Genomic DNA, 24,855 nt, shown 5'->3' with positions numbered 1-24,855 from the left:
GCCGCGGTACACCTGCACGACCCAGAGACGGACGCACGACGAATACTGCTGTTTCGTCGTGCAGGTGTCGCCGGGTCGTGCACGTGTCGCCGGGGCGTGCAGGTGTCGCCGGGGCGTGCAGGTGTACCGGCCGGGCACGAAGAAGGGCGGATGCCGAAGCATCCGCCCTTCTTCATATGAGGGTTACTCGCCCGAAGCGGCCGCCAGGTCGGGAGTCGCGGTGATCGCGCCGCCCGTGTTGATGCCGACTGCGACGCGCTCCCCACGAGGGGCGGTCTCAAACGTGAACTTGCCGTCTGCGGTGTCCACCTTGACGTGGTCGCCGGAGTTGAGCTCACCGTGCAAGATGCGCTCGGACAGGTGGTCCTCGATCTCACGCTGCATCGCACGACGCAACGGGCGTGCACCGAGGGCCGGGTCGAACCCGATCTCGATGAGGCGTTCCTTGGCCGTCTGCGACAGCTCGATCGTCATGTCACGGTCGAGCAGACGCTCGCTGAGGCGCTTGGTGAACAGATCCACGATCTGCACGAGCTCGAGCTTCGACAGCTGCGGGAAGACGATAACGTCATCGACACGGTTGAGGAACTCGGGCTTGAAGTGGCGCTTGAGCTCTTCGTCGACCTTGCCCTTCATCCGCTCGTAGCTGGTCTGCGCGTTGCCCTCGACCTGGAAGCCGACGGGGCCACCGGCGATCGCGGACGATCCGAGGTTCGTCGTCATGATGATGACCGTGTTCTTGAAGTCCACGATCCGACCCTGGCCGTCGGTGAGGCGACCCTCCTCGAGAATCTGCAACAGCGAGTTGAAGATGTCGGGGTGAGCCTTCTCGATCTCGTCGAACAGCACGACGGAGAACGGCTTGCGGCGCACCTTCTCGGTGAGCTGGCCACCCTCTTCGAAGCCGACGAACCCTGGAGGGGCACCGAACAGCCGCGACACGGTGTGCTTCTCACCGAACTCGCTCATGTCGAGCGAGATGAGCGCATTCTCATCGTCGAACAGGAACTCGGCCAGCGCCTTGGCGAGCTCAGTCTTTCCGACACCGGTGGGGCCGGCGAAGATGAACGAGCCGGAGGGACGCTTCGGGTCCTTGAGCCCTGCACGCTGGCGGCGAATCGTGCGGGAGAGTGCCGCGATGGCCTCTTCCTGTCCGACGACGCGCTGGTGCAGTGCCTTCTCCATGAAGACGAGTCGGCTGGACTCCTCTTCGGTGAGCTTGAACACCGGGATGCCGGTCGCCTGAGCAAGAACCTCAGCGATCAGACCCTCGTCGACGACTGCGTGAGTCGCGACGTCGCCGGAGCGCCACTGCTTCTCGAGGCGCAGACGCTCGGCGAGAAGACTCTTCTCCTCGTCGCGCAGCGATGCTGCCTTCTCGAAGTCCTGCTCTTCTGAGGCTTCTTCCTTCTGCTCGCGGACCTTAGCGATCTTCTCGTCGAACTCACGAAGCTCGGGAGGCGAGGAGAGGATGCTGAGGCGCAGGCGTGCACCAGCCTCATCGATCAGGTCGATGGCCTTGTCCGGAAGGAACCGGTCGCTGACGTAACGGTCGGCGAGGTTTGCGGCGGCGACGATCGCACCATCGGTGATCTGCACCTTGTGGTGAGCCTCGTAACGGTCGCGCAGTCCCTTGAGGATGTTGATCGTGTGCGGCAGCGTCGGCTCGCTGACCTGCACCGACTGGAAGCGGCGCTCAAGCGCGGCATCCTTCTCGAAGTGCTTGCGGTACTCGTCGAGCGTGGTGGCACCGATCGTCTGCAGCTCGCCACGGGCAAGGAGCGGCTTCAGGATGCTGGCCGCGTCGATCGCGCCCTCGGCGGCACCGGCACCCACCAGGGTGTGGATCTCATCTATGAAGACGATGATGTCGCCGCGTGTGCGGATCTCCTTGGTGACCTTCTTCAGACGCTCTTCGAAGTCACCGCGGTAGCGGGAACCGGCGATGAGCGAGCCGAGGTCGAGCGAGTAGAGCTGCTTGTCCTTCAGCGTCTCTGGGACATCGCCCTTGACGATGGCCTGAGCGAGTCCTTCGACGACGGCGGTCTTGCCGACGCCCGGTTCACCGATCAGGACGGGGTTGTTCTTGGAGCGGCGCGAGAGGATCTGCATGACCCGCTCGGCTTCCTTCTCGCGCCCGATGACCGGGTCGAGCTTGCCGTCGCGGGCGGCCTGGGTGAGGTTGCGACCGAACTGGTCGAGCACCGCCGAACCTGCCTGCGTACCGCTGGACGAGTCGTTGGTCTGCGCGCCGACAGCGGCAGGCTCGCGCCCAGGGGCACCGGAGAGCAGTTGGATGACCTGCTGGCGCACCTTGTTCAGGTCAGCGCCGAGCTTGACGAGCACCTGAGCGGCGACGCCCTCGCCCTCGCGGATGAGACCGAGCAGGATGTGCTCGGTTCCGATGTAGTTGTGGCCGAGCTGCAGCGCTTCGCGCAGGCTCAGCTCGAGCACCTTCTTCGCACGGGGCGTGAAGGGGATGTGGCCGGTCGGCTGCTGCTGACCCTGACCGATGATGTCCTGCACCTGCTCGCGCACAGCGTCGAGGGAGATGCCAAGACTTTCGAGCGCCTTGGCGGCGACGCCCTCACCCTCGTGGATGAGACCGAGCAGGATGTGCTCGGTTCCGATGTAGTTGTGGTTGAGCATCTTCGCCTCTTCTTGGGCGAGGACAACCACACGACGGGCTCGGTCCGTGAATCTCTCGAACATGTTGACTCCTTATTCGCACGGGGCGAAGACGCGGCAAGCGCCTGTACATCGAGAGTAACGACCGCACAGGGCTGGTATGCCCGTGTTCGCCGTCGGCATAGCCGCGTGACGGGCGAAAGTACCGCAGGACACCCGTTGAGGACCGGATGCCGGAGCAGGGGTTGACCAGGTTATCGAGAATCGTTATGTTAACGAAAAGCGATAATAACGAATGTCGATACGAGGTACTCATGAGTAATCGCAACAGACGCCCGTCATCCAGCGAGGCGGTAGTCCTCGGCCTGGTCGCGACCGGTGCCGTGAGCATCGGGATCGCATCCATCGTCGGTGCTATCGGCGCGGGCATCGAGATCTTCGGGTCACCAGTTTCCGTGAGTCTGCCGGTCGACGGTGCGCAGATGACTTCGCTTGCGGATGTCGGCGGCATCGCCGCGGCGGAGTACACGCAGTCGTTGGTCTCATTTGAGACTCTGGATGCCGGTACGCGCTGGCTTTTGTTCGCAGAGGTCACCCTTCCCGCTCTGGCGACAGTGATCGTGTGCATGTCACTGTGGTGGTTGGGGCTGTCGCTGATTCGGCAACAGGCGTTTCGGCGGTCGATGGTTCCGGTGCTGGCGACGGCGGCGTTCGCGCTCGTCGTGACGGGGATGATCGCTCCGCTGTTCGGTGCGATCGCTCGCGCCCAGGCGGTTGAGCAGATCGCGGCATCCGGCGCAGACACCAGTGGATTCTGGATGTTCCTATACCAGTTGAACCCTGCGTCGATCGGCTGGGGCATCGCCTTGGGGCTCGTGGCGACGGCTTTCGAGGTGGGTCAACGCCTGCAGCGTGAGACGGCGGGACTGGTGTGACGATGGCCCGCATCAACGACCTCAGCCGCTATCGCAATGATCTGCTCTACGGCATCGCCGCGTGTCTGATCGCCACCGGATTCGTGTTGTACAACGGCATCCGAAACATCGTGGAGCTGTTCTCGGAACCTGGTGCGATCACGGCACGTACTCCGATGCCGCAGCAGCCAATCATTGCCGAGATCGGAGGCGGCACACCCGCCATCGTCGATTCGGCACTGCTGACGGTTCACGATGTGAGCTTGGCCAGTGTTGCGTGCCTACTCTTGGGCATCGTTCTGGCGGCAATAGGGCTGATCGCAGCCACAGTGCTGGCGAGCATCTTGTGCGTCCGGTTGCTACGCGGCACTGTTTTCGATCGCGCCAACATACGCCTGCTGTCAGCGATATCGATCCTGCTGACCGTCGCAGCGCTCTGTGCAATGTCCTTTCGCACGATGGGCCTCAATGGCGTGTTCGCCGCGGCGGGTGGAGATTTCCGTGGGGGGCAAGAGCTCTTCTTCGAACAGTTGCCCCTTTTCGGTACCGCGTTGGCCGTCGGTGTGCTTGTGATCGTGTTCCGCCGTGGCACGGCGCTGCAGAAGGACGCGGAGGGCCTGGTATGACTCCCGCGGCAGAAGAGGAGGAGACTGGCATCCACTGCCGCCTCGACGAACTGCTCACCGAGCGCGGGATGACGCTCACCGAACTGAGCGCTCGGGTCGGGGTGAGCATCGTCAACCTCTCGGTGCTCAAGAACGACCGCGCGCGGGCGATCAGGTACTCGACACTTCGCGCCATCTGTGACGCGCTCGGATGTGAGGTTGGGGAGTTGCTTGTGGTGACGCCTCAGGATTGAGTCTGGGGCAACGCCAGGATCACAAACCCCTCTCCCTCCGTCATCCGGCGTCATCTCCGCCCCATCTCACCGACAAACTCCTAGCGTTGACTCATCCCGCGCGCACAGCAGCGCGCTTCGACTTGGAGTCTCAATGAGCAGCACCACACGCGCCCCGAAAGCGCCAGACACCCGCAGCCCCGCCAGGAAGCTCCTGACTTCGTTCGGCTTTCAGATCCTCGCGGCCCTCGTCCTCGGCGTCATCGCCGGGCTCATCGGGCGCAACCTCGGCGCCACCGCGGAGAACCCGAACGGCCTCTCCGCCACACTCGATACGATCGGCAGCTCGTACGTCACGCTGCTTCGTGCGGCTGTCGTCCCGTTGATCTTCACCGCGATCGTCGCCAGCATCTCGAATCTGCGCCGCGTGCAGAACGCCGCACGCCTCGCCGGCCAGACCCTCCTTTGGTTCGCGATCACCGCGTTCATCGCCGTGACCATCGGAATCGTGCTCGGCCTGGTCATCCAGCCGGGTGCGCGCGCCGGCGACGGCCTCACGCCCAGCGAGCCCTACACCGTCGGCACGTGGTGGAACTTCCTCCTCGGCCTCATCCCGCAGAACTTCCTCGGCCTCGGCGTCAGCAGCTCACTGGACCCCGAGTCGGGCGCTGTGGCATCCAATGTCAACTTCAACATCCTGCAGGTCATCGTCGTCGCCGCCGTCATCGGCATCGCCGCGCTCAAGGCCGGCAAGAAGGCCGAGCCCTTCCTCGCCTTCACCGAGTCGCTGCTGAAGGTCATCCAGCGCGTGGTGTGGTGGATCATCCGCATCGCGCCGATCGGGACGTTTGGCCTCATCGGCTCCGCGGTGATCAAGTATGGCTGGGAGAAGCTCGCCTCGCTCGCGTGGTTCGCCGCCGCCGTCTACATCGGTCTCGCCCTGGTGATCTTCGTCGTCTACCCGGTGCTGATCAGGGTTCACGGCCTGTCGATCAAGCAGTACTTCACCGGCGTCTGGCCTGCGGTGCAGCTCGGGTTCGTCAGCCGCTCGTCGATCGGCACGCTGCCGCTCACCGAGCGCGTCACCGAGCGCAACCTCGGCGTACCCAGTTCGTATGCCTCCTTCGCCGTGCCGTTCGGCGTCACGACCAAAATGGACGGATGCGCCGCGATCTACCCGGCGATCGCCGCGATCTTCGTCGCGCAGTTCTTCGGCATTGAGCTGAACTTCGTCCAGTACCTGCTGATCGTGCTCGTCTCGGTCGTCGGTTCTGCGGCCACCGCCGGCACCACCGGTGCCACGGTGATGCTCACGCTCACGCTGTCCACCCTCGGACTGCCGCTCGAGGGTGTCGGCCTGCTGCTCGCGATCGACCCGATCCTCGACATGGGCCGCACAGCCGTGAACGTCGCCGGTCAGGCACTCGTGCCCACGATCGTCGCGAAGCGTGAAGGCATCCTCGACGTGGAGCTGTACAACGCCGACCGTGAGGGACTCCCGTTCGCGGATGACTCGACCGACTCGACAGAAGAGCAGGAAGCCGAGCCGGTCGCCGCACGCTGACGCACCGCCCGACGAAGGGGGACGGATGCTTCGGCATCCGTCCCCCTTGTCGTTTCTGCCGCATGCACCCAGGGGCGCATACATCTGCGTCAAGGAGTATGCTCATCTGCATGCGCACTACATTGAACCTGTCTGAGGCGCTCGCCGCCGAAGCAAAGGCGCGCGCTGCCGCGGAAGGCCGAACCCTGACGAGCTTCATCGAGGAGGCTCTACGCGATCGGCTGGCGAAGCAGGAAACCGCGATGCAAGCGGAGCCGCTCCCGACGTTCGGCGATCGGCGCACGTCACGTTTCCTCGTCGATATTGATGACCATGATGCACTTTGGGATGTTCTCGACGGAGTAGCAGCGCAGTGATCGTTCCGGATGTGAACATCCTCGTCTACGCATTTCGCGAGGACGCTCCCGAGCACGACCGATACGCGGGATGGTTGAACGCCTCCCTCACGCGTGATCCTCTGGGTGTCTCAGATGTGATCCTCAGTGGGTTCCTCCGCATCGTCACTCATCCGCGGATCACCAGTGCACCCGCGCCAATCTCCGCTGCGCTCGAGTTCACCCATCGTCTTGTGGATGCACCGAAGACCCAATGGCTAACCACGGGTGCAACCTCGTGGGCGCAGCTCGAATCGTTGGCCGCACAGGATTCCGGTATCCGCGGCAACCTCGTGCCCGACACGTACATCGCAGCGCTCTGTCTCGCGAACCGTGCACGCCTGGCGACGCGCGACCGCGGATTCGCCAGATTCCCCGGGCTACAGACGTTCGATCCCGGTCTCGCCATCTGAGCACCAGGTACCGGCCTGCACTGGCGGCCGTCACCGGCCACTGAAAGACTCTCGGTCATGGGCTTCGATTTTCAGGTGCGCGCGGACGGCAGTGTGGTGATTACTCACCACGGACGACAGGCGACCGTCTTGCGCGGCGCTCGGGCCGCGGAGTTCCTCGAAGCCGTCGTTTCTGATCCGCAGGGCGCCATGGCCCGCTGGACCGGCAACTACAAGCACGGAAACGAACGTGCTGCTAAGGAGCATCCGCGTAATCGGCGCTGAGCTGCACCGACGCCCCGCCCTGCCGCCGACGCCCCGCGATACAGACGTCTGTAACGGGAGGCCTCGGCGAGAACCAGGGGCGCCGGCGAGGGAAGGATGCTACGCCCGCGACTGCGGCCGGGTCGCACCCCTCGTGTCGAGGGCGAGTTCCTCGGCGTCGATCGCGGCCATCAGCTCACGCATCACCTCTTCGTCGAGGTTGTCGGCGTCGCGCTCAGCCAGCAGCACCTCGCGTCGCACGTGCAGCCAGCCCTTCATCAAGGCCGTGAGATCGTCATAGGTCGGGCGCCTCGCGGCATCCTCGACCACCTGAATCTGTTCGGTCTCTGTCTCGACTCTTGACATTCGCCTCGTGAACACGTCGAACGCCTTCATCTCGGACGGCCCATACTTCGTCGCCCATTCCGCACGTTTCTTGTCGAGGAACGCCAGACCCGCCTCGCGGCTGCGCTTTCGCACCACGGCAATCGCCCTGGCATCCTCCGCGTGATCGACATCACTCGCGATGCCCAACCGTTTGATCAGCAACGGCAGTGTCAGCCCCTGCAACAGCAGGGTCGCCACGGTAACGATGAACGCGACGACCACGATGGCGTGCGAAGACTTCTCGTCAAGCGCTGCCAGGTCAGCCGCTGCGAGCGCGGTCGCCAGAGTCACCACACCCCGCATCCCCGCCCAAGAGATGATTGCGTTGTCCTTCCAGCTCAGCTCCGGCTCGGTCAATCGCTTCTTCATCTGCTCGGCAGTGATCGGCTGACGCCCTGGCCTTGTGCGCTGTTTCTGCTCGAACCTCCCGGCCGTGACCGCGCGCTCCCAGCGCCTGAGTCGCACCCGCTGCTGCCACCGCGCGAATGCGTGCGCCGGGTAGATATACAGCGGACGCACCAGCAGCACGGTGAGCAGCACGGCGCCGGAGAGCAGAAGAATGTGCGCCACCGACTCCGACCCCAGATCGCTCAACACGCGACGGAACAGCAACCCGATGTAGGCGAAGACGAAGCTCTCCAGCAGCAGATCGGCCGACAGCCACAGCGGCGCCTCCTGCTGCCTCGTCGTGTAGTCGGTGCGCGGAGCGTTGAAGCCGACATATAGCCCCATGGCCACGACCGCGAGTACGCCGGATCCACCAAGGTGCTCGGCGATCGCATAAGCACCAAATGGCACCAGAAGCCCGAACGTGCCGATCACGACAGGGTCGGCGACACGCATGCGCAGCTGGTGCAGGACAACGCCGAAGACCAGGCCGACGATCACACCAATCACGACTGCCAGCACGAACTGCCAGATTCCGTCCCACACCGTCAGCGCTTGCCCGGCGATGATCGCCGCGAACACGCGAAACAGCGTCAGCGAGGTGGCATCGTTGATCAGGCTCTCCCCTGACAGCACCGTCATGATGCGCCTCGGAAGTCCGAGCTTTCGACCGATGGCGGCAGCAGACACGGCATCCGGCGGGGCGACGATCGCGCCAAGCAGCAGGGCGCCCGGCAACGTCAGAGCCGGCAGGATGAGCCACGCGACCAGGCCGACGACGACCGCGGTCAGCAGTACCAGCCAGATGCCCAGTCGGCGAATCTGCGGCAAGCTGCGCTTGAATCCGACGAATGAGACATCGAGGGCTGCGGAATACAACAACGGCGGCAGAACAAGGTTCAGCAGCAGATGTCCATCGAGTTCCAATTCTGGAATGAACGGCAGAAAGGATGCCGCGAGCGCCACGACCGTGACCAGCAGAGGTGCAGGCCACCCCCGCCAGCGCGCGAACGCAGCCACGACGACGGCACCGACGAGCACGTAGAAGAGCGTGGCATCCATCCGAAAAGAGTATCCCCCCACCTGCGGCTCGGGCCGAGGGAGCGCGAGCGCCGACGAACGCGAATCTCCTCAGACACCAAAGGTGCCTAGGACGTCAGGATTGTCCGTGTAGAGCCCGCGACTTCCGTGACAACGAGTCGATGATGACGGCGAGCAGCAGCACGGCACCGGTGACCATGAACTGCACGGACGAGTCGAGGCTCAGAAGCGTCAAACCGTTCTGGATCGACATGATCACGAAGATGCCCAGCAGGGCCGACCATGCCGAGCCTCGTCCGCCGAACAGACTCGTACCTCCGATGACCGCCGCTGCGATCGCAATGAGGTTCGTCGTTCCGCCGCCACTGGAGATGCTCGCCGCAGTCAGCCGCGCCGCCGCCATCAGCCCGCCCACCGTTGCGAGCACTGTGCCCACCATGAGCGCTGAGATGTAGATGGCCTTGACGTTGATGCCGGCACGTCGGGCCGCCTCGACGTTGCCACCAACCGCGTAGATCCAGCGCCCCCAGCGCGTGCGTGTGAGCAGAGTTGCCATCACGGCGACGAACACGATGAACGTCAGGAACATGACGCCGACGCCGCGGTCGGTCGCCAGGTAGGCAATGGCGGCGACAGCGACGACGGCAATGATCACGGCCTTGATGACGATGAGTGACACCGGCCCTGTCGACAGCCCCGCCTTCACTCTCCGGCGTGCGCGTGCGAGGTCGCTCAGCACGATCCCGACGACGGCAACCCCGGCGATGAGATAGGCCAGCCACGGTGGCAGGAACCAGGAAGTCGCGAACTGCACCAACCACGATGAGTACGGCAGATTGATCGTGCCGGTGGGCCCGAGAACCCACAGCTGCAAACCGAGGAAGCCGAGAAGACCTGCCAGCGTGACCACGAACGTGGGGACTCCGAACCGGGTGAAAAGGAACCCGTAGAGGAATCCGATCAGTGCTCCCACGGCGATGGCGAGCAGGATCGCCGCCCAGATCGGCCAGTTCATGTTCACAAAGGTGACACCGAGGATGGCCGAGGCCAGTCCACTCAGCGAGCCGATCGACAGGTCGATCTGGGCGACCAGGAGCACCACGACCACACCCAGCGCGATGGTTCCCCCCGCCGCGCACTGCAGAGTGAGGTTGACGAGGTTGTCGGCCGCGAGGAAGTTCGGGTTCAGCAGCTGGAAAACAACCCAGATGACCACCAGCCCGAGGAAGATCGGCAGAGAGCCCAGATCGCCGGTGCGGACACGGGTGCCGAATGCGGCGGCCGCACCGCGGATGCCGTCTCCGCGTACCAGCCGTTCGTCCTGCAGGTCGAGGGCACTGGTGGTGGGCATGGAATTGTCCTTCACTGGCTGCGGTGTACTCATCGAGCGTCCTCCTCGTCGATGCGCGACGCCGCGCGGGTGCTGACCGGGTTGTCTGTGGCGCCGGTGATCGCGGCGACGATGTCCTCGTAGCTGACATCGGCGGTGCGGAAGATGCCGTTGTTGCGGCCGAGCCTGAGCACGAGCACGCGGTCGGCGACTGCCTGCACATCGGCCATGTTGTGGCTGATGAGGATGACGCCGAGCCCACGCTCACGCAGTCGCTCGACGAGGTTGAGCACCTCAGCGGTCTGGGCCACCCCCAGCGCCGCAGTGGGCTCGTCCAAGATGACGATGCGAGGTTCGCCGATCAGCGAACGGGCGATGGCGACGGTCTGTCGCTGACCGCCCGACAGAGATGCCACGGCGATTCGCACCGAAGGAATCTTTGCCGAAAGCTGACGCAGCAGGTCCCACGCCTGCTGCTCCATCAGCTCTTCGTCGAGAGTGGCGGTGCCGCGTTCACGCCCGAGGAACAAGTTGGCGACGACGTCGAGGTTGTCGCAGAGCGCGAGATCTTGGAAGACCGTGGCGATGCCCAGTTCGCGCGACGCGGTCGGCGATGGGATCGCCGCTGGCGTGCCGTTGAAGGTGATGGTGCCACTGTCGGCGGGGTGAACCCCGGCGAGGATCTTCACGAGGGTGGACTTGCCGGCGCCGTTGTCGCCAACCAGGGCGACGACCTCACCCGGGTACACGTCGAGGTCAATGTCGGTCAGCGCCCTGACGGCGCCGAATCCCTTGGAAATGCCTCGGATCGACAGGACCGGCTCGCGTACGGCGTCATGCTGTTCGTCAAGATCGGATGCTAGTGCCACGGAGATTCCTTCGCTGTGAGGCCGCGGTGCCGGCGAGATGCCGGCACCGCGGGTCGAGCCGTTAAGAGAGGCGGGTCACTTCAAACCGTGCTCGGCGCAGGCGTCAGCGTACTCCGCAGTGCAGATCTGGTCGACGGTGTACAGCCCGTCGGCGACGACTGTGTCCTTGATGTTGTCCACTGTGACTGCGACCGGCGTCAGCAGGAATGACGGGATCGAGTCACCGCTGTCGGTATCCACGGCAGTATCGGCCTTCGGTGACTCGCCTTCGGTGAGCGCGACGGCCAACTCGGCGGCCTTGTAAGCCTCGGGCTTGAAGGTCTTGTACACCGTCATGTACTGGTCTCCGGAGAGGATGCGCTGGAGGCCGGACAGAGCAGCATCCTGACCGGTGATAGGCGGGAGCGGGGTAACGCCGCCCGCCTTCAGCGCGGCGATCGCACCGCCCGCGGTGTCGTCATTGGCGTCGTACACGCCGGTGATCTTGTTACCGAACTTCGTCACCTGGCCGGCAACCCAATCCTGCGCCTTCGGCGGTTCCCATCCTGGGGTGTCGTACTCGGCGAGCACCGTCAGCCCGGATGCGTCGATGACGCTGTGCGCGCCCTTCTTGAACTGTGCGGCGTTGGGGTCGGTTGGCGATCCGTTGACCATGATGATCCCGGAGTCCTCTGGGAGACCGAGCTCTTTCATCCGGTCCACGAGCGCCTGCGCCTGCAGCTCGCCGACCTTCTCATTGTCGAACGAGACGTAGTACGCCACGTCTGCGCTGTCGATGAGGCGGTCATAGGAGATCACAGGGACGTCCTTGCCCTTGGCCTGATTGACGATTGCGGCCGCGGCCTTGCCGTCGAAGGGGTCGAGCACAAGCACATCGACACCCTGGGTGAGCATCGACTCGGCCTGCTGCTGCTGTTTGGCGGCGTCGCCGTCAGCGTTGGCGAACAACACCGTGCAGTCGGCGCACAGCTCTGCAACGCGCTCCTCAAAGTAGGGTTTGTCGGCGCTCGCGTAGCGCTCGGTGACATTGTCGGGAAGCAGCAGCCCGATCGTCGCGGCCGTTGCATCCGCCGTATCGGCGGGGGCGTCCTCACCGGTCTGTGTGCCGTTGGAGCATGCCGAGAGCATGCCCACCGAAAGAGCGAGCGCGGTAACAGCCACCAGCGCGCGCTTGGTTGTGTTCTTCATCGAAACCTCCATAGCTGTGCCGACCACTCTGGCGACCAACCGAGCATGGCAGGATTCAGCCATTGGCGTCAAGACTTGAACTCAATCCGTTCACAGAGTCGATTCGCGCACATTCGTCTCATCGATCGCCAGCACCGCAGCGCCTCGCGCGGCCGCCGCAGTGCCGAGCTGCCCCTGCACGACGTCCGGTATGCCGTCGCCGCTGACGATCACCGTGTTCTCCATCGCCAGCCGGATCGGCCCCAGCAGCAGCTCTCCGGCGCGCGCGAGGTCTCCGCCAACGACTATCCGCTCTGGGTCGAAGAGGTTGCACAGGTTGCCTGCCGCCAGCCCGATGTGGCGGCCTGCCCTGGCGAGCGCTCGGATGCACGCGTCGTCGTTCGCCATAGCTCGCACGACAACATCGCCGACCTTCGTGATCCCACCCACGTCGCCCAGCTCCTCGAGGATGGCCGGGCCACCGGCGATGGCCTCCAAGCATCCTCTGTTGCCGCATCGACACAGCGGACCGTCTTCGAGAATGACAGTATGGCCGAGCTCGCCTGCTGTGCCATTGTGGCCGCGCAGCAACCGCCCTTCCAAGAGCAGACCAGCGCCGATGCCCTCGTCCGCATCGATGAAGATGACGTTCTGCTTACCGCGCCCCGCACCCAGCCTTGCCTCTGCGAGCGTCGCGAGATTCGAGGCGTTGTCGAGGAAGATCGGCTGCCGCAGTCGCCGGTGCATGACCTCAACGATGTCGACTCCGGTCCAGCCGCGCAGGATTCCCCGCCCCGCGACACGCCCCGATGCCCGATCGATCGGGGCCGAGACCGCCATGCCAACGCCGCGCAGCTCGTCGATGCCGGATTCGAGATTCGAGAGGATGTCGGCCAGCAGGAGCGATGCCCGATCGAGCTCGTTGTCGGCGCGGTGATCACGAGCCAAGGGCATGTGATTCTCACCGAGCACCGTGCCGTTCACGTCGGCGACCACAACGCGCAGATGCCGTGCGGCGACATGGACACCGGCAACGAGACCTACAGCGCGGGCAAAGGAGACCAATGTGGCGCGGCGCCCGCTGCGAATGCTGGGTGCCGTGCGCAGGACGCCACCCGCGGTGAGCTCCTTGACGATGTTCGACACGGATGCTGCTGACAGCCCCGTCACCGCGGCGAGCTCGACCTGCGTCAGGCTCCCCTGTTTCTTGATCGCAGCCACGACGCGACGCCGGTTGGCTTCACGCAATGAAGCCTGCGAGCCTGGAGGACGCCTTTGTGATGTCACGACGTCACCTTACCCGGCGTCGGCATCGCACGCGCTGTCATCACGCGGTTGCCACGCGGGGAATGTGGGACGATCGCCAGGCGTTGCACCTAAGGATGACTGCTATAGCCCCCGCCCTGTCTGTACTCGACCTCGTCCCGGTGCGCACCGGCCAGACCAGCAGTGAGGCGATCGCAGCGTCACTCTCGCTCGCCGAGATCGCCGATCGGCTCGGCTACCGCCGCTTCTGGTTCGCCGAGCACCACAACATGCCGGCGGTGGCATCCACCACTCCTCCGGTACTGATCGCCGCCGCGGCCGGGCGCACGAAGCAGATCCGACTCGGCTCTGGCGGCGTGATGCTGCCGAACCACGCGCCCCTCATCGTCGCCGAACAATTCGCTGCGCTCGAGGCCATCGCGCCAGGACGTATCGACCTCGGCCTCGGCCGTGCGCCAGGAAGCGACCCGGTGATCACCCAGCTCCTGCGCGGTTCCGGCACCACCAGCGATGTCGAGCAGTTCCCCCGCCACGTGCAGGACATCGCCGCGTTCCTCGCGGGCGACGGTGCGACCCTGCGCTTCACGTCCGGCGGCGAGTACACCGTGCATGCCACACCTTCCGCGACCAGCTCTCCCGAGATCTGGCTGTTGGGCTCAAGCGACTACTCGGCTCAGCTCGCGGCATCCCATGGTCTGCCCTACGTGTTCGCAAACCACTTCTCCGGCCAGGGCCTCGAGCGTGCTCTCGATCTGTACCGCACCGGATACCAGCCCAGCGAGGAGCATCCAGAGCCGCGCACTTTCCTCACCGTCAACGTGGTGGCCGCACCGACCGCCGCCGAGGCCGAGGCGCGTGCACTCCCGCAGTTGCGGATGATGGCGCGGCTGCGCCTTAACAAGCCTCTGACCGCACTCGAGACCGTGGAAGAGGCGCTTGCTGCGACGCCGGATGCCGCCACCGATCAGGCCGTCCAGGCCGGGCGTTCGCGCTGGTTCGTCGGCACTGGCGAGTCCGTCGCCGCCGAGACGCGCGAGTTCGCCGCGAAGTACGGCGTCGACGAGGTCATGATCTCCCCCGTGGCCGGCGTCTACGAGGCCGAGCCCAAGGATTCCCCGGCCGGCCGCGCCCAGACGCTGGAGCTCATCGCCGCAGCGCTGTAAGGGCTGCGCCCGGCCGGGTCCGCCATCCTGACGTTCGAGCCTCAGGTGTCACACCTGGCCGCTTCAATCGACACATAGCGGCAAAACGCGCCACCTCACTAAACGCCCCCAACGGTCAGGGGTCGCACTTGGTCGCCCTCGGCATCCTGAAGCGGCAGGCTACGACCCCTCCCGGCGAAACAGCCCGCTTACTCCTCCGGCGCGCCGGAGAGGAGCCCGCGGAGCCAGTCGCGCGCTTCGACGAACACCTCATCCGAGTAGCGGTCCGGGTAGTGCACGATCCGACGGTCGGCACGAGGATACGAACCGAGGAACACCACGCGCGGGCTGAACCGACGGATGCCGAGCAGCGCATCCGCCATCCGCTCATCCTGCACATGACCGTCGGCGTCGAGCACGAATCGGTAGCGCCCAAGCTCATCTCCGATGGGGCGGGACTCGATCAGCGACAGGTTGATGCCGCGTGTCGAGAACTGCTCGAGCATGTCGAGCAGCGCACCGGGTCGGTCATTGGGAAGCTCGACGATCAGGGAGGTCTTGTCAGCGCCGGTCGGGTCTGGCGGAGTGGTAGTGCGGGTCACGAGCACGAAGCGCGTGACGGCCGAAGAGTTGTCGCCGATCTCGGATGCCAGCACATCGACGTCGTAGTGCTGCACGATCCCGGGGGGAGCGATCGCCGCCTGCGCGGGCGACGAACCATCAAGTACGCCGATCGCGGATGCCACGTTGCTGGCCGCCGGAAAGTGCGAGTGGTTCGGAAGATTCTCGCCCAGCCAGCCGTGGCACTGGGCGTAGGCGACCGGATGCGCGGCGATCACGGTGACATCCTCGAGCTTCGTGCCACGCGGAGCGACCAGCACGAAGTTCACGCGCACCAGATACTCGCCGACGATGCGCAGCCCGGGCAACGTTGCGAGAGCATCCTGTGTCGTGGAGACGCCACCCTCGATGGAATTCTCGATCGCAATCATCGCCGCGTAACTGCGCCCTTCAAGCACGTCCGCGAGAGCCTCGCCGACGTTGTGCACAGCACGCCAGTCTTGACCTCGCGCCTCGGCCACCTGGTCAAGTGCCGCTTCGGTGAAGGTGCCCGCAGGGCCCAGGTAGCTGTAGGTACGACGTTCAGTCACGCGTTTTACCCTAGCCCTCCTGCCTCACCCGCGCCGCGAGACTTCGCCTATGTCCTCGACGCCGGGGATATTCATGACACATGTGAAGTTTCGCGGGATGTCGGGGAGGAAGAAAAAGGGGCAGACTGGGACCATGACCAGCCGTGCCGGCCTCCCCGCGGAGGAAAGTGACCTCATTGACGTCGACGAATTGATCGCCGCGTACTACGACCGCCGCCCCGATCCGAGTGATCCGGCTCAGCGCGTCGCCTTCGGCACGAGCGGTCACCGCGGCTCATCGCTGTCGAACAGCTTCAACGAGCAGCACATCCTCGCCACCACTCAGGCGATCGTCGACTACCGCCGTGCGCAGGGCATCACCGGTCCGCTGTTCCTCGGACGCGACACTCACGCCCTCTCCCTGCCAGCCGAGCGCACCGCGATCGAGGTGCTCGTCGCCAACGGCATCGAGGTGCGCGTCGATTCACGCGACTCCTACGTGCCGACTCCGGCGCTCAGCCACGCGATCCTCACCTACAACCGCGAACTGCCGACGGATGCTGCTGGCCGCTCGGACGGCATCGTCGTCACCCCGTCGCACAACCCTCCGCGCGATGGCGGATTCAAGTACAACCCGCCGCACGGCGGCCCCGCCGACACTGACGCCACGAGCTGGATCGCGAACCGTGCAAACGAACTCATCGAGGCAGGCCTTGACGCCGTCAAATCGACGAGCTTCGCCGACATCGACTGGGATGCCCTGCCGAGCTATGACTTCCGCGACGCCTACGTGCGCGACCTGGCCACGATCATCGACATCGATGCCATCAAGAACGCCGGTGTCCGCATCGGCGCCGATCCGCTCGGCGGCGCATCCGTCGAGTACTGGGCGCTGATCAAAGAGGTATACGAGCTGGAGTTGACCGTCGTCAACCGCGAGGTCGATCCGACCTGGCGTTTCATGACGTTGGACTGGGACGAGAAGATCCGGATGGATCCGTCGTCGCCCAACGCGATGGCATCCCTCGTCGCCAAGAAGGGCGACTTCGACGTGCTCACCGGAAACGACGCCGACGCCGACCGGCACGGCATCGTGACTCCGGATGCCGGCCTCATGAATCCCAACCACTATCTCGCGGTCGCGATCGATTACCTGTTCTCGCACCGCGATGCCTGGCCACGGGATGCCGCGATCGGCAAGACTCTCGTCTCGTCGATGATCATCGACCGGGTCGCTGAGTCCCTCGGCCGTCGTCTGCTCGAGGTTCCGGTCGGTTTCAAGTGGTTCGTACCGGGACTGCTCGACGGCTCGGTCGCATTCGGTGGCGAGGAGTCTGCCGGAGCATCCTTCCTCCGCAAGGACGGCACCGTCTGGTCGACCGACAAGGACGGCATCCTGCTGTGCCTGCTCGCCGCCGAGATCATCGCGGTCACGGGCAAGAGTCCGTCAGAGCGCTATGCCGAACTCGAGCTGGCGTTCGGAGCATCCGCTTATCAGCGCGTCGATGCTCCGGCAACGCCTGCGCAGAAGGCAACGCTCGGAAAGCTCACTCCGGATGCCGTCGCGGCGACGTCGCTCGCGGGTGAGCCGATCACCGCGAAGCTGTCGCACGCGCCAGGCAACGGTGCAGCGATCGGCGGGCTGAAGGTGCAGACCGAGCACGCCTGGTTCGCGGCTCGTCCCTCCGGCACGGAAGACGTCTACAAGCTCTACGCCGAGAGCCTGCTCGGAGCAGAACATCTCGCCGAGGTGCAGGCCGAGGCTCGCGCTGTGGTGTCGGCGGCGCTGGGCGGCTGAGCTACCGCTCCCCTGCATCGGCCCCGTACCGGCGCCAGACGCCGTTGCGAAACCAACTGTGCTCGCGACGAGCCCTCCCGAGAACGGTGATTTATGGTCAGCGCATTGAGCTTCGACCGTTTTCTTCGCAATGCTCGCGAGCGGGTTTCTGAGAGCCGCCGGGAAGGCGGATATACCCGTCACCGTGGCGGCACCGCCGCGGATCTGTACGGAACAGCAGCGGCCGTCGGGATCAGGATCGCGCTCGGCGACCGCCCCACGGATCCCGAGGCGGAAGATCTGCGCCGCGCAGTGAATTCGTTCGCGACAGCAGACGGGCTGTTCGCGGATCCGACTCACGGCGAAATCCACCGCGCGGCCACCGCGCTGACGACACTCATGGTGCTCGGAGAATTGCCTTCTGTCCCCGCCCGCTTGCAAGACCTGCTGCGCGCGGAGGCGGCATCCCCGTTCCTCGCTGGACTCGACTGGGATCAGCCGTGGCCTGCGTCGCATGACGCGGCCGGGCTCCTCGCCATCGGCGTCGTCTGCGCTGGGGCTGAAGAGAACGAGCGCACCAGATGGCTTGACCAATATCTGGGCTGGCTGGACGAACACGCCGATGACGAGACGGGACTCTGGCTCCGCGATCGAATGGGGGCCGTCGGCGAGGACCCAGGACTGTTCGGCAATCTCGGATGCAGTTTCCACATGCATTTTCTCTACGAGTGGCTCGGGCGCCGGTGGCCACATCCGTCTGGCGTCGTTGACACGGGACTTCTTCTTCTACACGAGACAGCGACCGTGCTGCCGTCCGAGGAGAGCTCGCTCGACGCGTGGGGATTCCGGCAGCTTGACTGGGTCTACTCAGTGGGTCGGTCGGCGCGCGAAGGTCACCGCGCAGCGGAGGTCACGGCGGCGTGTGAGACGCTCGCCGACCGCGCTGCCGCCGCCCTGTCGGCTCCGGATGCCACGGAAGGTGATCTTCACGTCGTGCAGGCGCGTGTCGGGCTGGTGGCCGAACTCACAGTGCAACTGCCCGACGTGATCGATACCGGCGGATTCTCGCTCCGCTCCATCCTCGACGTGCGCCCCTTCATCTGACATCGTCACCGGTGAATCTCCGGTCTCCGCTTCGATAGGCAGATCCCGATCGAAGCGGAGACCGGCTGCTACCAGGCGTACGCCTCCGGCGCTGGGCCGCCCGGGCCCGGCCAGATGCGATCGAGCCGATCCAGATCCTCTTCGCTCAGCGTCACCTCCAGTGCCGCGAGGGCACTGGTCAGATGCTCCATCCGCCGGGGACCGACGATGGGCGCAGTCACCACCGGTTGGTGCAGCAGCCAAGCAATGCCAAGGACGGCCGGATCGATGCCGCGCTCGTCGGCGAACTGCTCATACTGCTCAATCTGTGCGCGATGCTCACCAAGCTTCGAAGCATCGCTTCGTGCTGTGTCTGTCTTGCGGAGCACGCCCGCCAGTCTTCCGCCAGCCAAAGGTGACCACGGAAGCAAACCCATCCCGTAGGCAGAAGCTGCCGGAACGACCTCCAACTCCACCGTCCTGTTCGCCAGGCTATATACAGACTGCTCGGTGACGAGGGGCGCTCGATGCGAGGCGGCTGACAATTCCTGATACTGGGCGATATGCCAACCAGCGAAGTTCGACGAGCCCAGATAGACGATCTTGCCCTGGTCGCGCAGCCGCGTGAAAGCATCCAGCACCTCATCTACCGGGACGTGGCGGTCGATGTGGTGCATCTGGTAGAGGTCGATCCGGTCGGTCCCCAGACGCCGCAGCGAAGCCTCTACCGCGCTGCGAATGTGCAGCGATGACAATCCGCGATCATTCACACCGGGGCCCATGACCTCGTGGACTTTCGTCGCGAGTACCACCTGGTCGCGCACGCCGCGGGACGAGATCCACCGGCCGAGCAGAGCTTCCGTCTGGCCGGGTTCCGGTCCCCACGGCGGTCCCCCGTATGCGTCGGCGGTGTCGAAGAAGGTCACGCCGCGTTCAAACGCGAGGTCGAGTATGGCAAATGACTCATCCTCGCCGATCACAGGACCCATATTCATGGTTCCCACGGCGATGCGACTCACCTGCGCGCCGGAACGGCCCAGTCGGGTGTACTTCACTTTGTCTTCTCCTCTGTGCGCATCCCTGCCAGGGGCGGTGTACCCACGGAGCTCGCCAATTTTCTGGTCAGATCATCCAAGGCGATCCCCGATCAACGCGAGGTTCTGGATCGCCGCCAGCCCATACTGGGCCGCGTCATTGGTCGACACGCTGGGTGCCTCATCCACTGGGTTGAGGACGTGCGGCACCCCCACCCGATTCAGCGTGAGATCGCGACGGTGGACGAGCCATTCCCCAACCCCTTCGAACGCCTGCCAGGCCAGCTCGGCGAACGCAGCATCGTCGGTGCTTGCAGCGACGTACGCCGTCAGTCGGCTGTGCGCCTGTTCGAGATGAATGCCGGAAAGCGGAGCTCCGACCGCCGCTGTCTGCTCCTCCGGCGTTGCCAGGTACAGGTGGCAGTAATCGAGCCACGCGTCCCGGAATCCGGGTACGTCCACAAGGTCGATCAGCTCGCTGCACACCTCCACGAGCCCGAACACTGCGCTCAGATGCGACACCGAGATACGGTCGCGAGTCGTGTCGAAGCGTCCGGTGTCGAGGTCGTACAGGGCCTCGCCAGTGAGGAATCCGTGCGGGAGCGCGCCGATGTCGGCCATTGTGCCCAGCAGCCGGTCGCGGGAGCGCGTGTCGCCGGTGCGCTCCCAATCGGTGAGCCACGTCGCAGCCAGCGCGCCCCAATCCGTCCCGAGCCCGACGGCGAGCGCCGAACGATCCGGGCGGTAGGTCGCGGCATCCGCTCGCACCTTCCGGGTGGGATCGGTGTCGAGGAAACGCTGGTCGCTGTCCCGCAGTTCGGTGAGCAGGTCACCAACTCGCTCGTCCGCGGTCAGGTAGTGGAAGATGCGCCGGTAGATCGGGCTGCTGATGCGCAGTTGCTTGGCGCTGCATCCCCAGTGCTGCACGTTGTGCCGCGATCCGAGCCCCTTCCAACGACCGAGGTGATAGACGTCGACCTCGCCCGTGTGCCTGGTCATCGCCTCTGCGAGTCGGAACACGTCGGCGCGACCGCTGCGCAGGTACGAGTACCAGAGCCACAGATCGGGTGAGAGCTCGCTGTTGTCCCAGGCATAGCCGCCGACGTCGTAACGCCAGACATGACGGTCGGCGTCGTACGCGTGCATCACGTCGCCGTAGTCCCAGAACCCGTACCAGCTGCGCTGCCCGATCTGGCCGAGATAGAAGTCCAGGAGGAAGTCGATGCTGTCCTCGATCTCCCCTCGAAGCGGTGTCGACCGATCGATCGGCGCCCAGTCACCGAACACACCCACGGCATCGAGGTGCGCGGGAGTCGGCTGCAGCAGCGGAGGAGTCTGCAGCCGCGCCACGTCGTCGGCTGCGCGTTCGATCGGCGGGGTGGCTGCGTAGGCGAACAGCGTGAGCTCGTGGGTGCGCGCGACGCCTTGCGCCTCGCCGAAGCCGGGCTCGTAGTCCTCGTAGGTGATCTCAAGCGCCTCGAGTTGCGTTGCGAAGTCATCCTGCCCGAGACCATCGTGATAGAACCGGACGTCCATCGGCTGCGCCTCCGGCGCGTACAGCCACGCCGTGACCTCCGCCCGTTCAGATGCCGCGCCCCGTATGTCGAGCTGACCAGGATGCGATTGCCAGAAGCTCCGCACTCCGACGCCGAGCCCGCCACCCGGATCGCTGACCGAGACGAAGCCCTCGGCCCTCGTGCCTGCGCCCGCGCTGATCCACGCGTGGCCAGGGGCGGTGCGCTTGCGGATGCCGAAGCCGTCGGCGCTGAGCTGGGTGAGCGTGGCATCTGACCAGGCCGGAATGAGATCCAGCCGCTCTGATACTTCCGGGTTCCATCCGGAGGTCGGCGACGTCGCATCTCCCCTGATTTGTGCGGCACGCACCTCGGCACCAGGATCGCGGCGGAGGCCGGTGAGCCCGCGCACCGCCTCGGAGAAGAAGCCCCCATCAGCACCGGCGAACCGGACATGCCGATCGTGCAGCGCTGCCCGCAGCGGTACCCCTGCCCTGACACCGAGACCGGTGAGGAAATCGACCTCGCCGTCGCCGTCCCAGATCACCGTATGCACGACGCGGATCTCCGCAGAGCCCGCGACCAGGACGAGTCGCACGATGAACGGCAGCCACTCCCGCTCTCCCGACTCTGCCCGGTGCGTGCCCTCAAGCCGCACGACAGCCCTGATAGGGCCTTCCTGCTCGACATCGACCAGTGAGATGCGCGAGCGGAACTGCTCCCGCGGCGCGCTGCCGCCGTCCTCCGCGATCTCGTCCTGCCGCAAGCTGACCAGACGGATGTCCTCGGCGATCGTGACACCGTCTCGCGTGATCTTCCGTATGAGCGCGTCGACCGAACCGCCCTGCTCGGGCACGGAAACCTCCACCGCGATCACACCGTTGTCGACGACCACCGCGCCGGCCTCGCGGCGCACCCGCACCGGCCGTTCGTGCTCGGGAGCCTCGGATGCGGCATCCGCCACGATCTCGTATTCGCCGACAACGTCCGTGGCGCCGAGCGCCGCGCCCGTCCACTTCACCGACCCGTCGGGCCAGGTCGCGAGGGGCCAGAACTGTCCGGGCACGTTCACGCCATCGCGGCGAAGGCGAAGTTCCGAGGCCGATGCGACACTCCCGCGCGGAAGCGGTGCACCCCAGGTGACACCCGAGGGCAGCACCGCCGGGGCGACGTCGTCGAGCCAGCGCAGGGGGACGGCCGGAGTGGCGGGGACGGTCATAGCGAATGCACCTCAAGGTTTCGGTAGCAGGCGGTCAGCGGGGTCATCTGTCGGAATCCGATGCGGCCATCGCGCACCCGTGGTCCGGTTGATTCGTCATCGACCCAGTCGAAGAGAACGAGGTCGTCGATCGAGAAAGTCACGCGGGCACCGTCTTTGATGACGCAGATGCGGTAGAACGCTCCGCGTGCGTCGTCGACGGACGGCAGGGGGTCGGCACCCTGACTGACCAGATGGAACCCGGGCGACTTGCGCAGATTGCAGGTATGGAAGGCGCGTTCGTCTTCCCATCGCCTGCGGAAGTAGGACACATGCAGGGTGCGGATATCGCCGGAGTGATACTGCGGGTAGACGCCCGTTCGCGCAGCGAGTCCATCGTCGAAGATCCCACCGCCGCCCACCGCAGCCGCACCGAAGAACAGCATGGCAAGACCCGGTTCGCTGCGCGGGGACATCTCCCAGGTGATGCGGATGCGATCACCGAAAACCTCCGGGCACCACAGTGTCCAGTGCTCGTCGATTCCTCCGCCGCTGGAGAGGATCAGGCCGTCATCTTCCGCCGCCGCGACCATCGGCCCTTCGGAAACCCAGCCGGCCAGATCTCCAGGAGACACCAGCGGATTCGCATACAGCAGAGCCGTCATCCCTTCACCGAACCGATCAGCATCCCCTTCGCGAAGTGCTTCTGCAGGAACGGGTAGAACAGCAGGATGGGCAGGGTCGCCACGACGATAACGGCGAACTTGATGCCCTGCGCTGGAGGCATCTGACCGGGGCCAGCCTCGAGCATCGACAGATCAGTGGCGACCGTGACCTGGCGCAGGAACATCTGCAGCGTCCACATCGAGTTGTCGTTGAGGTACAGCAGCGGCGACATGAAGTCGTTCCAGATGCCCACGGCGTAGAACAGCGCGAAGGTGGCGAGCACGGGCTTGGAGAGCGGGAGGATGATGCTCCACAGCGCCTGCATCTCGTTCGCTCCGTCGATCTTCGCTGATTCCTCAAGCTCAGCCGGAAGTTGCTCGAAGAAGTTCTTGATGATGATGAGGCTGAACGGATTGATCGCCATCGGCAGGATCAGCGCCCAGTACGTGTCGAGCATCCCCAGATCCTTGACGACGAGGAACGTCGGGATCATGCCGCCGGAGAAGACCATTGTGAACACGATGAGCGAAAGCAGCGTGCGCCGCGCTGGCAGGTTTCCCTTCGACAGCGGATACGCCATCGACGCGGTGAGGAACAGCTGGATCAGCGTCCCGACCACCGTCACCCCGATCGTCGTCGCCATCGCGCGCAGGAACGTGGGGCTCGTGAGGATCGACTCGTAGGCGCGCAGGCTGAACGTCTCTGGCCACACGAAGAACGACCGGGTAGCGAGTTCGAGTTCGGTGGCGAAGGAGCCGGCGATGACATAGACGAACGGGATCAGCGCAACGACACCAACTGCCGTGAGCAGAACAACGTTGAACACGTCGAAGACTTTGCCACCCGGGGTGTTGAACCGGTACTTCTCGCGTGCCATCAGAAGATCCCCGTCTGGTTGAAACGTTTGGCGAGCCAGTTCGCCCCGAAGATCAGCACCACACCAACGACCGCCTTGAAAAGGCCGACCGCGGTGCTGTAGCTATAGGAGCCCTGGGTGATGCCCATGAAATACACGTAGGTGTCGAAGACGTCGGCGACCTGACGGTTCAGCGAGTTCGTCATCAGATAGATCTGCTCGAAACCGGTGTTGAGCACCTGCCCCATCTGCAGCACGAGCAGGATGATGATCGTGGGGCGGATGGCCGGGAGCGTCACATGCCAGACGCGTTGGAAACGCCCCGCCCCATCGATGATCGCCGCCTCGTACTGCTCCTGATCGACGCTCGCGAGCGCGGCGAGGAAGATGATGGTGCCCCAGCCGGTGTTCTTCCAGATGTCCTGCAGGACGATGATCGGGCGGAACCAGGCCGGGTCGGTGAGGAAGCTGGTCTCCGTTCCGAGCAGACCATTGATCAGCTGCGTCAATGGGCCGATGTCCAATGCAAACAGCAGATAGGTCAGCGACGCGACGACGGTCCACGACAGGAAGTGCGGGATGTAGATCAGCGTCTGCACGGAGCGTTTGACGATGTTGACGCGCAGCTCGTTGAGCAGGAGCGCGACGACGATCGTCAGCGGGAAGGCGACGACGACGCTCAGCAGCGCCAAGATCAGGGTGTTCGTCATGATGCGCCCGAAGTCGGGGCTGGCGAACAGATCCTCGAAGTGCTTGAAGCCCACCCAGGGGCTGTCGGCGATACCGAGGAAGGGGACGTAGTCCTTGAACGCGATGACCGCGCCGCCCATCGGCCCGTACCGGAAGACCGCGAAATAGATGAGTCCAGGCAGCAGCATCAGATACAGCCACTTGAACTGGGTGAAATGCACCCGTGCGCCCCGACGACGCTTCAGCGGCGGAACGGTGAGAGCCTCCGTCTGTGTGACGGGTGAGTCCAGAACGACCACGCGATCTCCTGTCGGTGTGGGAGGGGCGGATGCAGCTCGCATCCG

The 24,855-nt window shown here is 64.9% G+C and carries 22 protein-coding genes; 10 read left to right on the top strand and 12 right to left on the bottom strand.

Going from position 1 to position 24,855, the window contains the following annotated elements:
- Nucleotides 1-183 precede the first annotated feature (183 nt).
- Nucleotides 184-2,712, bottom strand: coding sequence for an ATP-dependent Clp protease ATP-binding subunit (locus AC1C2Q_RS12285; RefSeq protein ID WP_495431377.1), 2,529 nt, complete (start codon nt 2,710-2,712; stop codon nt 184-186).
- A gap of 230 nt (nt 2,713-2,942) precedes the next feature.
- Between AC1C2Q_RS12285 and AC1C2Q_RS12280 the strand changes: the two genes are divergently transcribed.
- The 7 genes from AC1C2Q_RS12280 to AC1C2Q_RS12250 all read left to right on the top strand — a co-directional run bounded on the left by AC1C2Q_RS12280 (nt 2,943) and on the right by AC1C2Q_RS12250 (nt 6,995).
- Nucleotides 2,943-3,563 (top strand): hypothetical protein, encoded by a 621-nt coding sequence (locus AC1C2Q_RS12280; RefSeq protein ID WP_495450337.1) that lies wholly within the window; start codon nt 2,943-2,945, stop codon nt 3,561-3,563.
- A gap of 2 nt (nt 3,564-3,565) precedes the next feature.
- Nucleotides 3,566-4,168 (top strand): DUF2975 domain-containing protein, encoded by a 603-nt coding sequence (locus AC1C2Q_RS12275; RefSeq protein ID WP_495450336.1) that lies wholly within the window; start codon nt 3,566-3,568, stop codon nt 4,166-4,168.
- Complete coding sequence (locus AC1C2Q_RS12270) at nt 4,165-4,401, top strand: helix-turn-helix domain-containing protein (RefSeq protein ID WP_495431374.1); 237 nt, start codon at nt 4,165-4,167, stop codon at nt 4,399-4,401. The genes AC1C2Q_RS12275 and AC1C2Q_RS12270 overlap by 4 nt, the downstream gene beginning before the upstream one ends.
- 133 nt (nt 4,402-4,534) lie before the next feature.
- Nucleotides 4,535-5,944: a dicarboxylate/amino acid:cation symporter gene (locus tag AC1C2Q_RS12265; RefSeq protein ID WP_495450335.1), complete on the top strand. Its 1,410-nt coding sequence runs from the start codon at nt 4,535-4,537 to the stop codon at nt 5,942-5,944.
- Between the two features lie 110 nt (nt 5,945-6,054).
- Entirely contained in the window at nt 6,055-6,300 is a 246-nt protein-coding gene (locus AC1C2Q_RS12260; RefSeq protein WP_495450334.1) for a CopG family transcriptional regulator, read from the top strand.
- Complete coding sequence (locus AC1C2Q_RS12255) at nt 6,297-6,731, top strand: TA system VapC family ribonuclease toxin (RefSeq protein WP_495450333.1); 435 nt, start codon at nt 6,297-6,299, stop codon at nt 6,729-6,731. The genes AC1C2Q_RS12260 and AC1C2Q_RS12255 overlap by 4 nt, the downstream gene beginning before the upstream one ends.
- A gap of 57 nt (nt 6,732-6,788) precedes the next feature.
- Nucleotides 6,789-6,995: a hypothetical protein gene (locus AC1C2Q_RS12250; RefSeq protein ID WP_495450332.1), complete on the top strand. Its 207-nt coding sequence runs from the start codon at nt 6,789-6,791 to the stop codon at nt 6,993-6,995.
- Between the two features lie 99 nt (nt 6,996-7,094).
- On the opposite strand, the gene AC1C2Q_RS12245 is transcribed toward AC1C2Q_RS12250, so the two are convergent.
- The 5 genes from AC1C2Q_RS12245 to AC1C2Q_RS12225 form a co-directional block, all read right to left on the bottom strand.
- A complete protein-coding gene (locus tag AC1C2Q_RS12245) occupies nt 7,095-8,810 on the bottom strand; it encodes a cation:proton antiporter (RefSeq protein WP_495431371.1) in 1,716 nt (571 codons plus the stop codon).
- A 94-nt stretch (nt 8,811-8,904) separates the two neighbouring features.
- Nucleotides 8,905-10,173, bottom strand: a complete 1,269-nt coding sequence (locus AC1C2Q_RS12240; protein WP_495431370.1) for a sugar ABC transporter permease — start codon at nt 10,171-10,173, stop codon at nt 8,905-8,907.
- Entirely contained in the window at nt 10,170-10,988 is an 819-nt protein-coding gene (locus tag AC1C2Q_RS12235) for an ATP-binding cassette domain-containing protein (RefSeq protein WP_495431369.1), read from the bottom strand. The genes AC1C2Q_RS12240 and AC1C2Q_RS12235 overlap by 4 nt, the downstream gene beginning before the upstream one ends.
- Nucleotides 10,989-11,063: 75 nt before the next feature.
- A complete protein-coding gene (locus tag AC1C2Q_RS12230) occupies nt 11,064-12,176 on the bottom strand; it encodes an ABC transporter substrate-binding protein (protein WP_495431368.1) in 1,113 nt (370 codons plus the stop codon).
- Between the two features lie 90 nt (nt 12,177-12,266).
- On the bottom strand, nt 12,267-13,442 hold the full coding sequence (locus AC1C2Q_RS12225; protein WP_495431367.1) for an ROK family transcriptional regulator: 1,176 nt from the start codon (nt 13,440-13,442) through the stop codon (nt 12,267-12,269).
- 95 nt (nt 13,443-13,537) lie between these two features.
- Between AC1C2Q_RS12225 and AC1C2Q_RS12220 the strand changes: the two genes are divergently transcribed.
- Nucleotides 13,538-14,584 carry an LLM class flavin-dependent oxidoreductase gene (locus AC1C2Q_RS12220; RefSeq protein WP_495450331.1) on the top strand — a complete coding sequence of 349 codons (1,047 nt, stop codon included), beginning with the start codon at nt 13,538-13,540 and terminating at the stop codon, nt 14,582-14,584.
- 188 nt (nt 14,585-14,772) lie between these two features.
- On the opposite strand, the gene pheA is transcribed toward AC1C2Q_RS12220, so the two are convergent.
- Nucleotides 14,773-15,714, bottom strand: a complete 942-nt coding sequence (pheA, locus tag AC1C2Q_RS12215) for a prephenate dehydratase (protein ID WP_495431365.1) — start codon at nt 15,712-15,714, stop codon at nt 14,773-14,775.
- 133 nt (nt 15,715-15,847) lie between these two features.
- Between pheA and pgm the strand changes: the two genes are divergently transcribed.
- Both pgm and AC1C2Q_RS12205 read left to right on the top strand, forming a co-directional pair.
- Complete coding sequence (gene pgm / locus AC1C2Q_RS12210) at nt 15,848-17,491, top strand: phosphoglucomutase (alpha-D-glucose-1,6-bisphosphate-dependent) (protein ID WP_495450330.1); 1,644 nt, start codon at nt 15,848-15,850, stop codon at nt 17,489-17,491.
- Between the two features lie 105 nt (nt 17,492-17,596).
- Entirely contained in the window at nt 17,597-18,574 is a 978-nt protein-coding gene (locus AC1C2Q_RS12205) for a hypothetical protein (RefSeq protein WP_495450329.1), read from the top strand.
- 68 nt (nt 18,575-18,642) lie between these two features.
- Here the strand turns inward: AC1C2Q_RS12205 and AC1C2Q_RS12200 are convergent, their stop codons facing one another.
- The 5 genes from AC1C2Q_RS12200 to AC1C2Q_RS12180 form a co-directional block, all read right to left on the bottom strand.
- Entirely contained in the window at nt 18,643-19,608 is a 966-nt protein-coding gene (locus tag AC1C2Q_RS12200) for an aldo/keto reductase (RefSeq protein ID WP_495450328.1), read from the bottom strand.
- Between the two features lie 72 nt (nt 19,609-19,680).
- On the bottom strand, nt 19,681-22,320 hold the full coding sequence (locus AC1C2Q_RS12195; protein ID WP_495450327.1) for an exo-rhamnogalacturonan lyase family protein: 2,640 nt from the start codon (nt 22,318-22,320) through the stop codon (nt 19,681-19,683).
- Nucleotides 22,317-22,964: a DUF1961 family protein gene (locus AC1C2Q_RS12190; protein WP_495450326.1), complete on the bottom strand. Its 648-nt coding sequence runs from the start codon at nt 22,962-22,964 to the stop codon at nt 22,317-22,319. The genes AC1C2Q_RS12195 and AC1C2Q_RS12190 overlap by 4 nt, the downstream gene beginning before the upstream one ends.
- Nucleotides 22,961-23,842, bottom strand: coding sequence for a carbohydrate ABC transporter permease (locus AC1C2Q_RS12185; protein ID WP_495431359.1), 882 nt, complete (start codon nt 23,840-23,842; stop codon nt 22,961-22,963). Before AC1C2Q_RS12185 ends, AC1C2Q_RS12190 begins: the two co-directional genes overlap by 4 nt.
- Nucleotides 23,842-24,810, bottom strand: a complete 969-nt coding sequence (locus AC1C2Q_RS12180; protein ID WP_495431358.1) for an ABC transporter permease — start codon at nt 24,808-24,810, stop codon at nt 23,842-23,844. The genes AC1C2Q_RS12185 and AC1C2Q_RS12180 overlap by 1 nt, the downstream gene beginning before the upstream one ends.
- Nucleotides 24,811-24,855: the final 45 nt, after the last annotated feature.

The organism is Microbacterium sp. Y356 (assembly GCF_059445355.1).
Note: the sequence above shows the minus strand (reverse complement) of the source record. Positions and strands in the feature narration are given on the sequence as shown.

Coding starts and splice junctions, on each gene's coding strand:
- AC1C2Q_RS12285 (WP_495431377.1), bottom strand. CDS start 2,712: ATGTTCGAGAGATTCACGGACCGAGCCCGTCGTGTGGTTGTCCTCGCC.
- AC1C2Q_RS12280 (WP_495450337.1), top strand. CDS start 2,943: ATGAGTAATCGCAACAGACGCCCGTCATCCAGCGAGGCGGTAGTCCTC.
- AC1C2Q_RS12275 (WP_495450336.1), top strand. CDS start 3,566: ATGGCCCGCATCAACGACCTCAGCCGCTATCGCAATGATCTGCTCTAC.
- AC1C2Q_RS12270 (WP_495431374.1), top strand. CDS start 4,165: ATGACTCCCGCGGCAGAAGAGGAGGAGACTGGCATCCACTGCCGCCTC.
- AC1C2Q_RS12265 (WP_495450335.1), top strand. CDS start 4,535: ATGAGCAGCACCACACGCGCCCCGAAAGCGCCAGACACCCGCAGCCCC.
- AC1C2Q_RS12260 (WP_495450334.1), top strand. CDS start 6,055: ATGCGCACTACATTGAACCTGTCTGAGGCGCTCGCCGCCGAAGCAAAG.
- AC1C2Q_RS12250 (WP_495450332.1), top strand. CDS start 6,789: ATGGGCTTCGATTTTCAGGTGCGCGCGGACGGCAGTGTGGTGATTACT.
- AC1C2Q_RS12245 (WP_495431371.1), bottom strand. CDS start 8,810: ATGGATGCCACGCTCTTCTACGTGCTCGTCGGTGCCGTCGTCGTGGCT.
- AC1C2Q_RS12240 (WP_495431370.1), bottom strand. CDS start 10,173: ATGAGTACACCGCAGCCAGTGAAGGACAATTCCATGCCCACCACCAGT.
- AC1C2Q_RS12230 (WP_495431368.1), bottom strand. CDS start 12,176: ATGAAGAACACAACCAAGCGCGCGCTGGTGGCTGTTACCGCGCTCGCT.
- AC1C2Q_RS12220 (WP_495450331.1), top strand. CDS start 13,538: ATGACTGCTATAGCCCCCGCCCTGTCTGTACTCGACCTCGTCCCGGTG.
- pgm (WP_495450330.1), top strand. CDS start 15,848: ATGACCAGCCGTGCCGGCCTCCCCGCGGAGGAAAGTGACCTCATTGAC.
- AC1C2Q_RS12195 (WP_495450327.1), bottom strand. CDS start 22,320: ATGACCGTCCCCGCCACTCCGGCCGTCCCCCTGCGCTGGCTCGACGAC.
- AC1C2Q_RS12190 (WP_495450326.1), bottom strand. CDS start 22,964: ATGACGGCTCTGCTGTATGCGAATCCGCTGGTGTCTCCTGGAGATCTG.
- AC1C2Q_RS12185 (WP_495431359.1), bottom strand. CDS start 23,842: ATGGCACGCGAGAAGTACCGGTTCAACACCCCGGGTGGCAAAGTCTTC.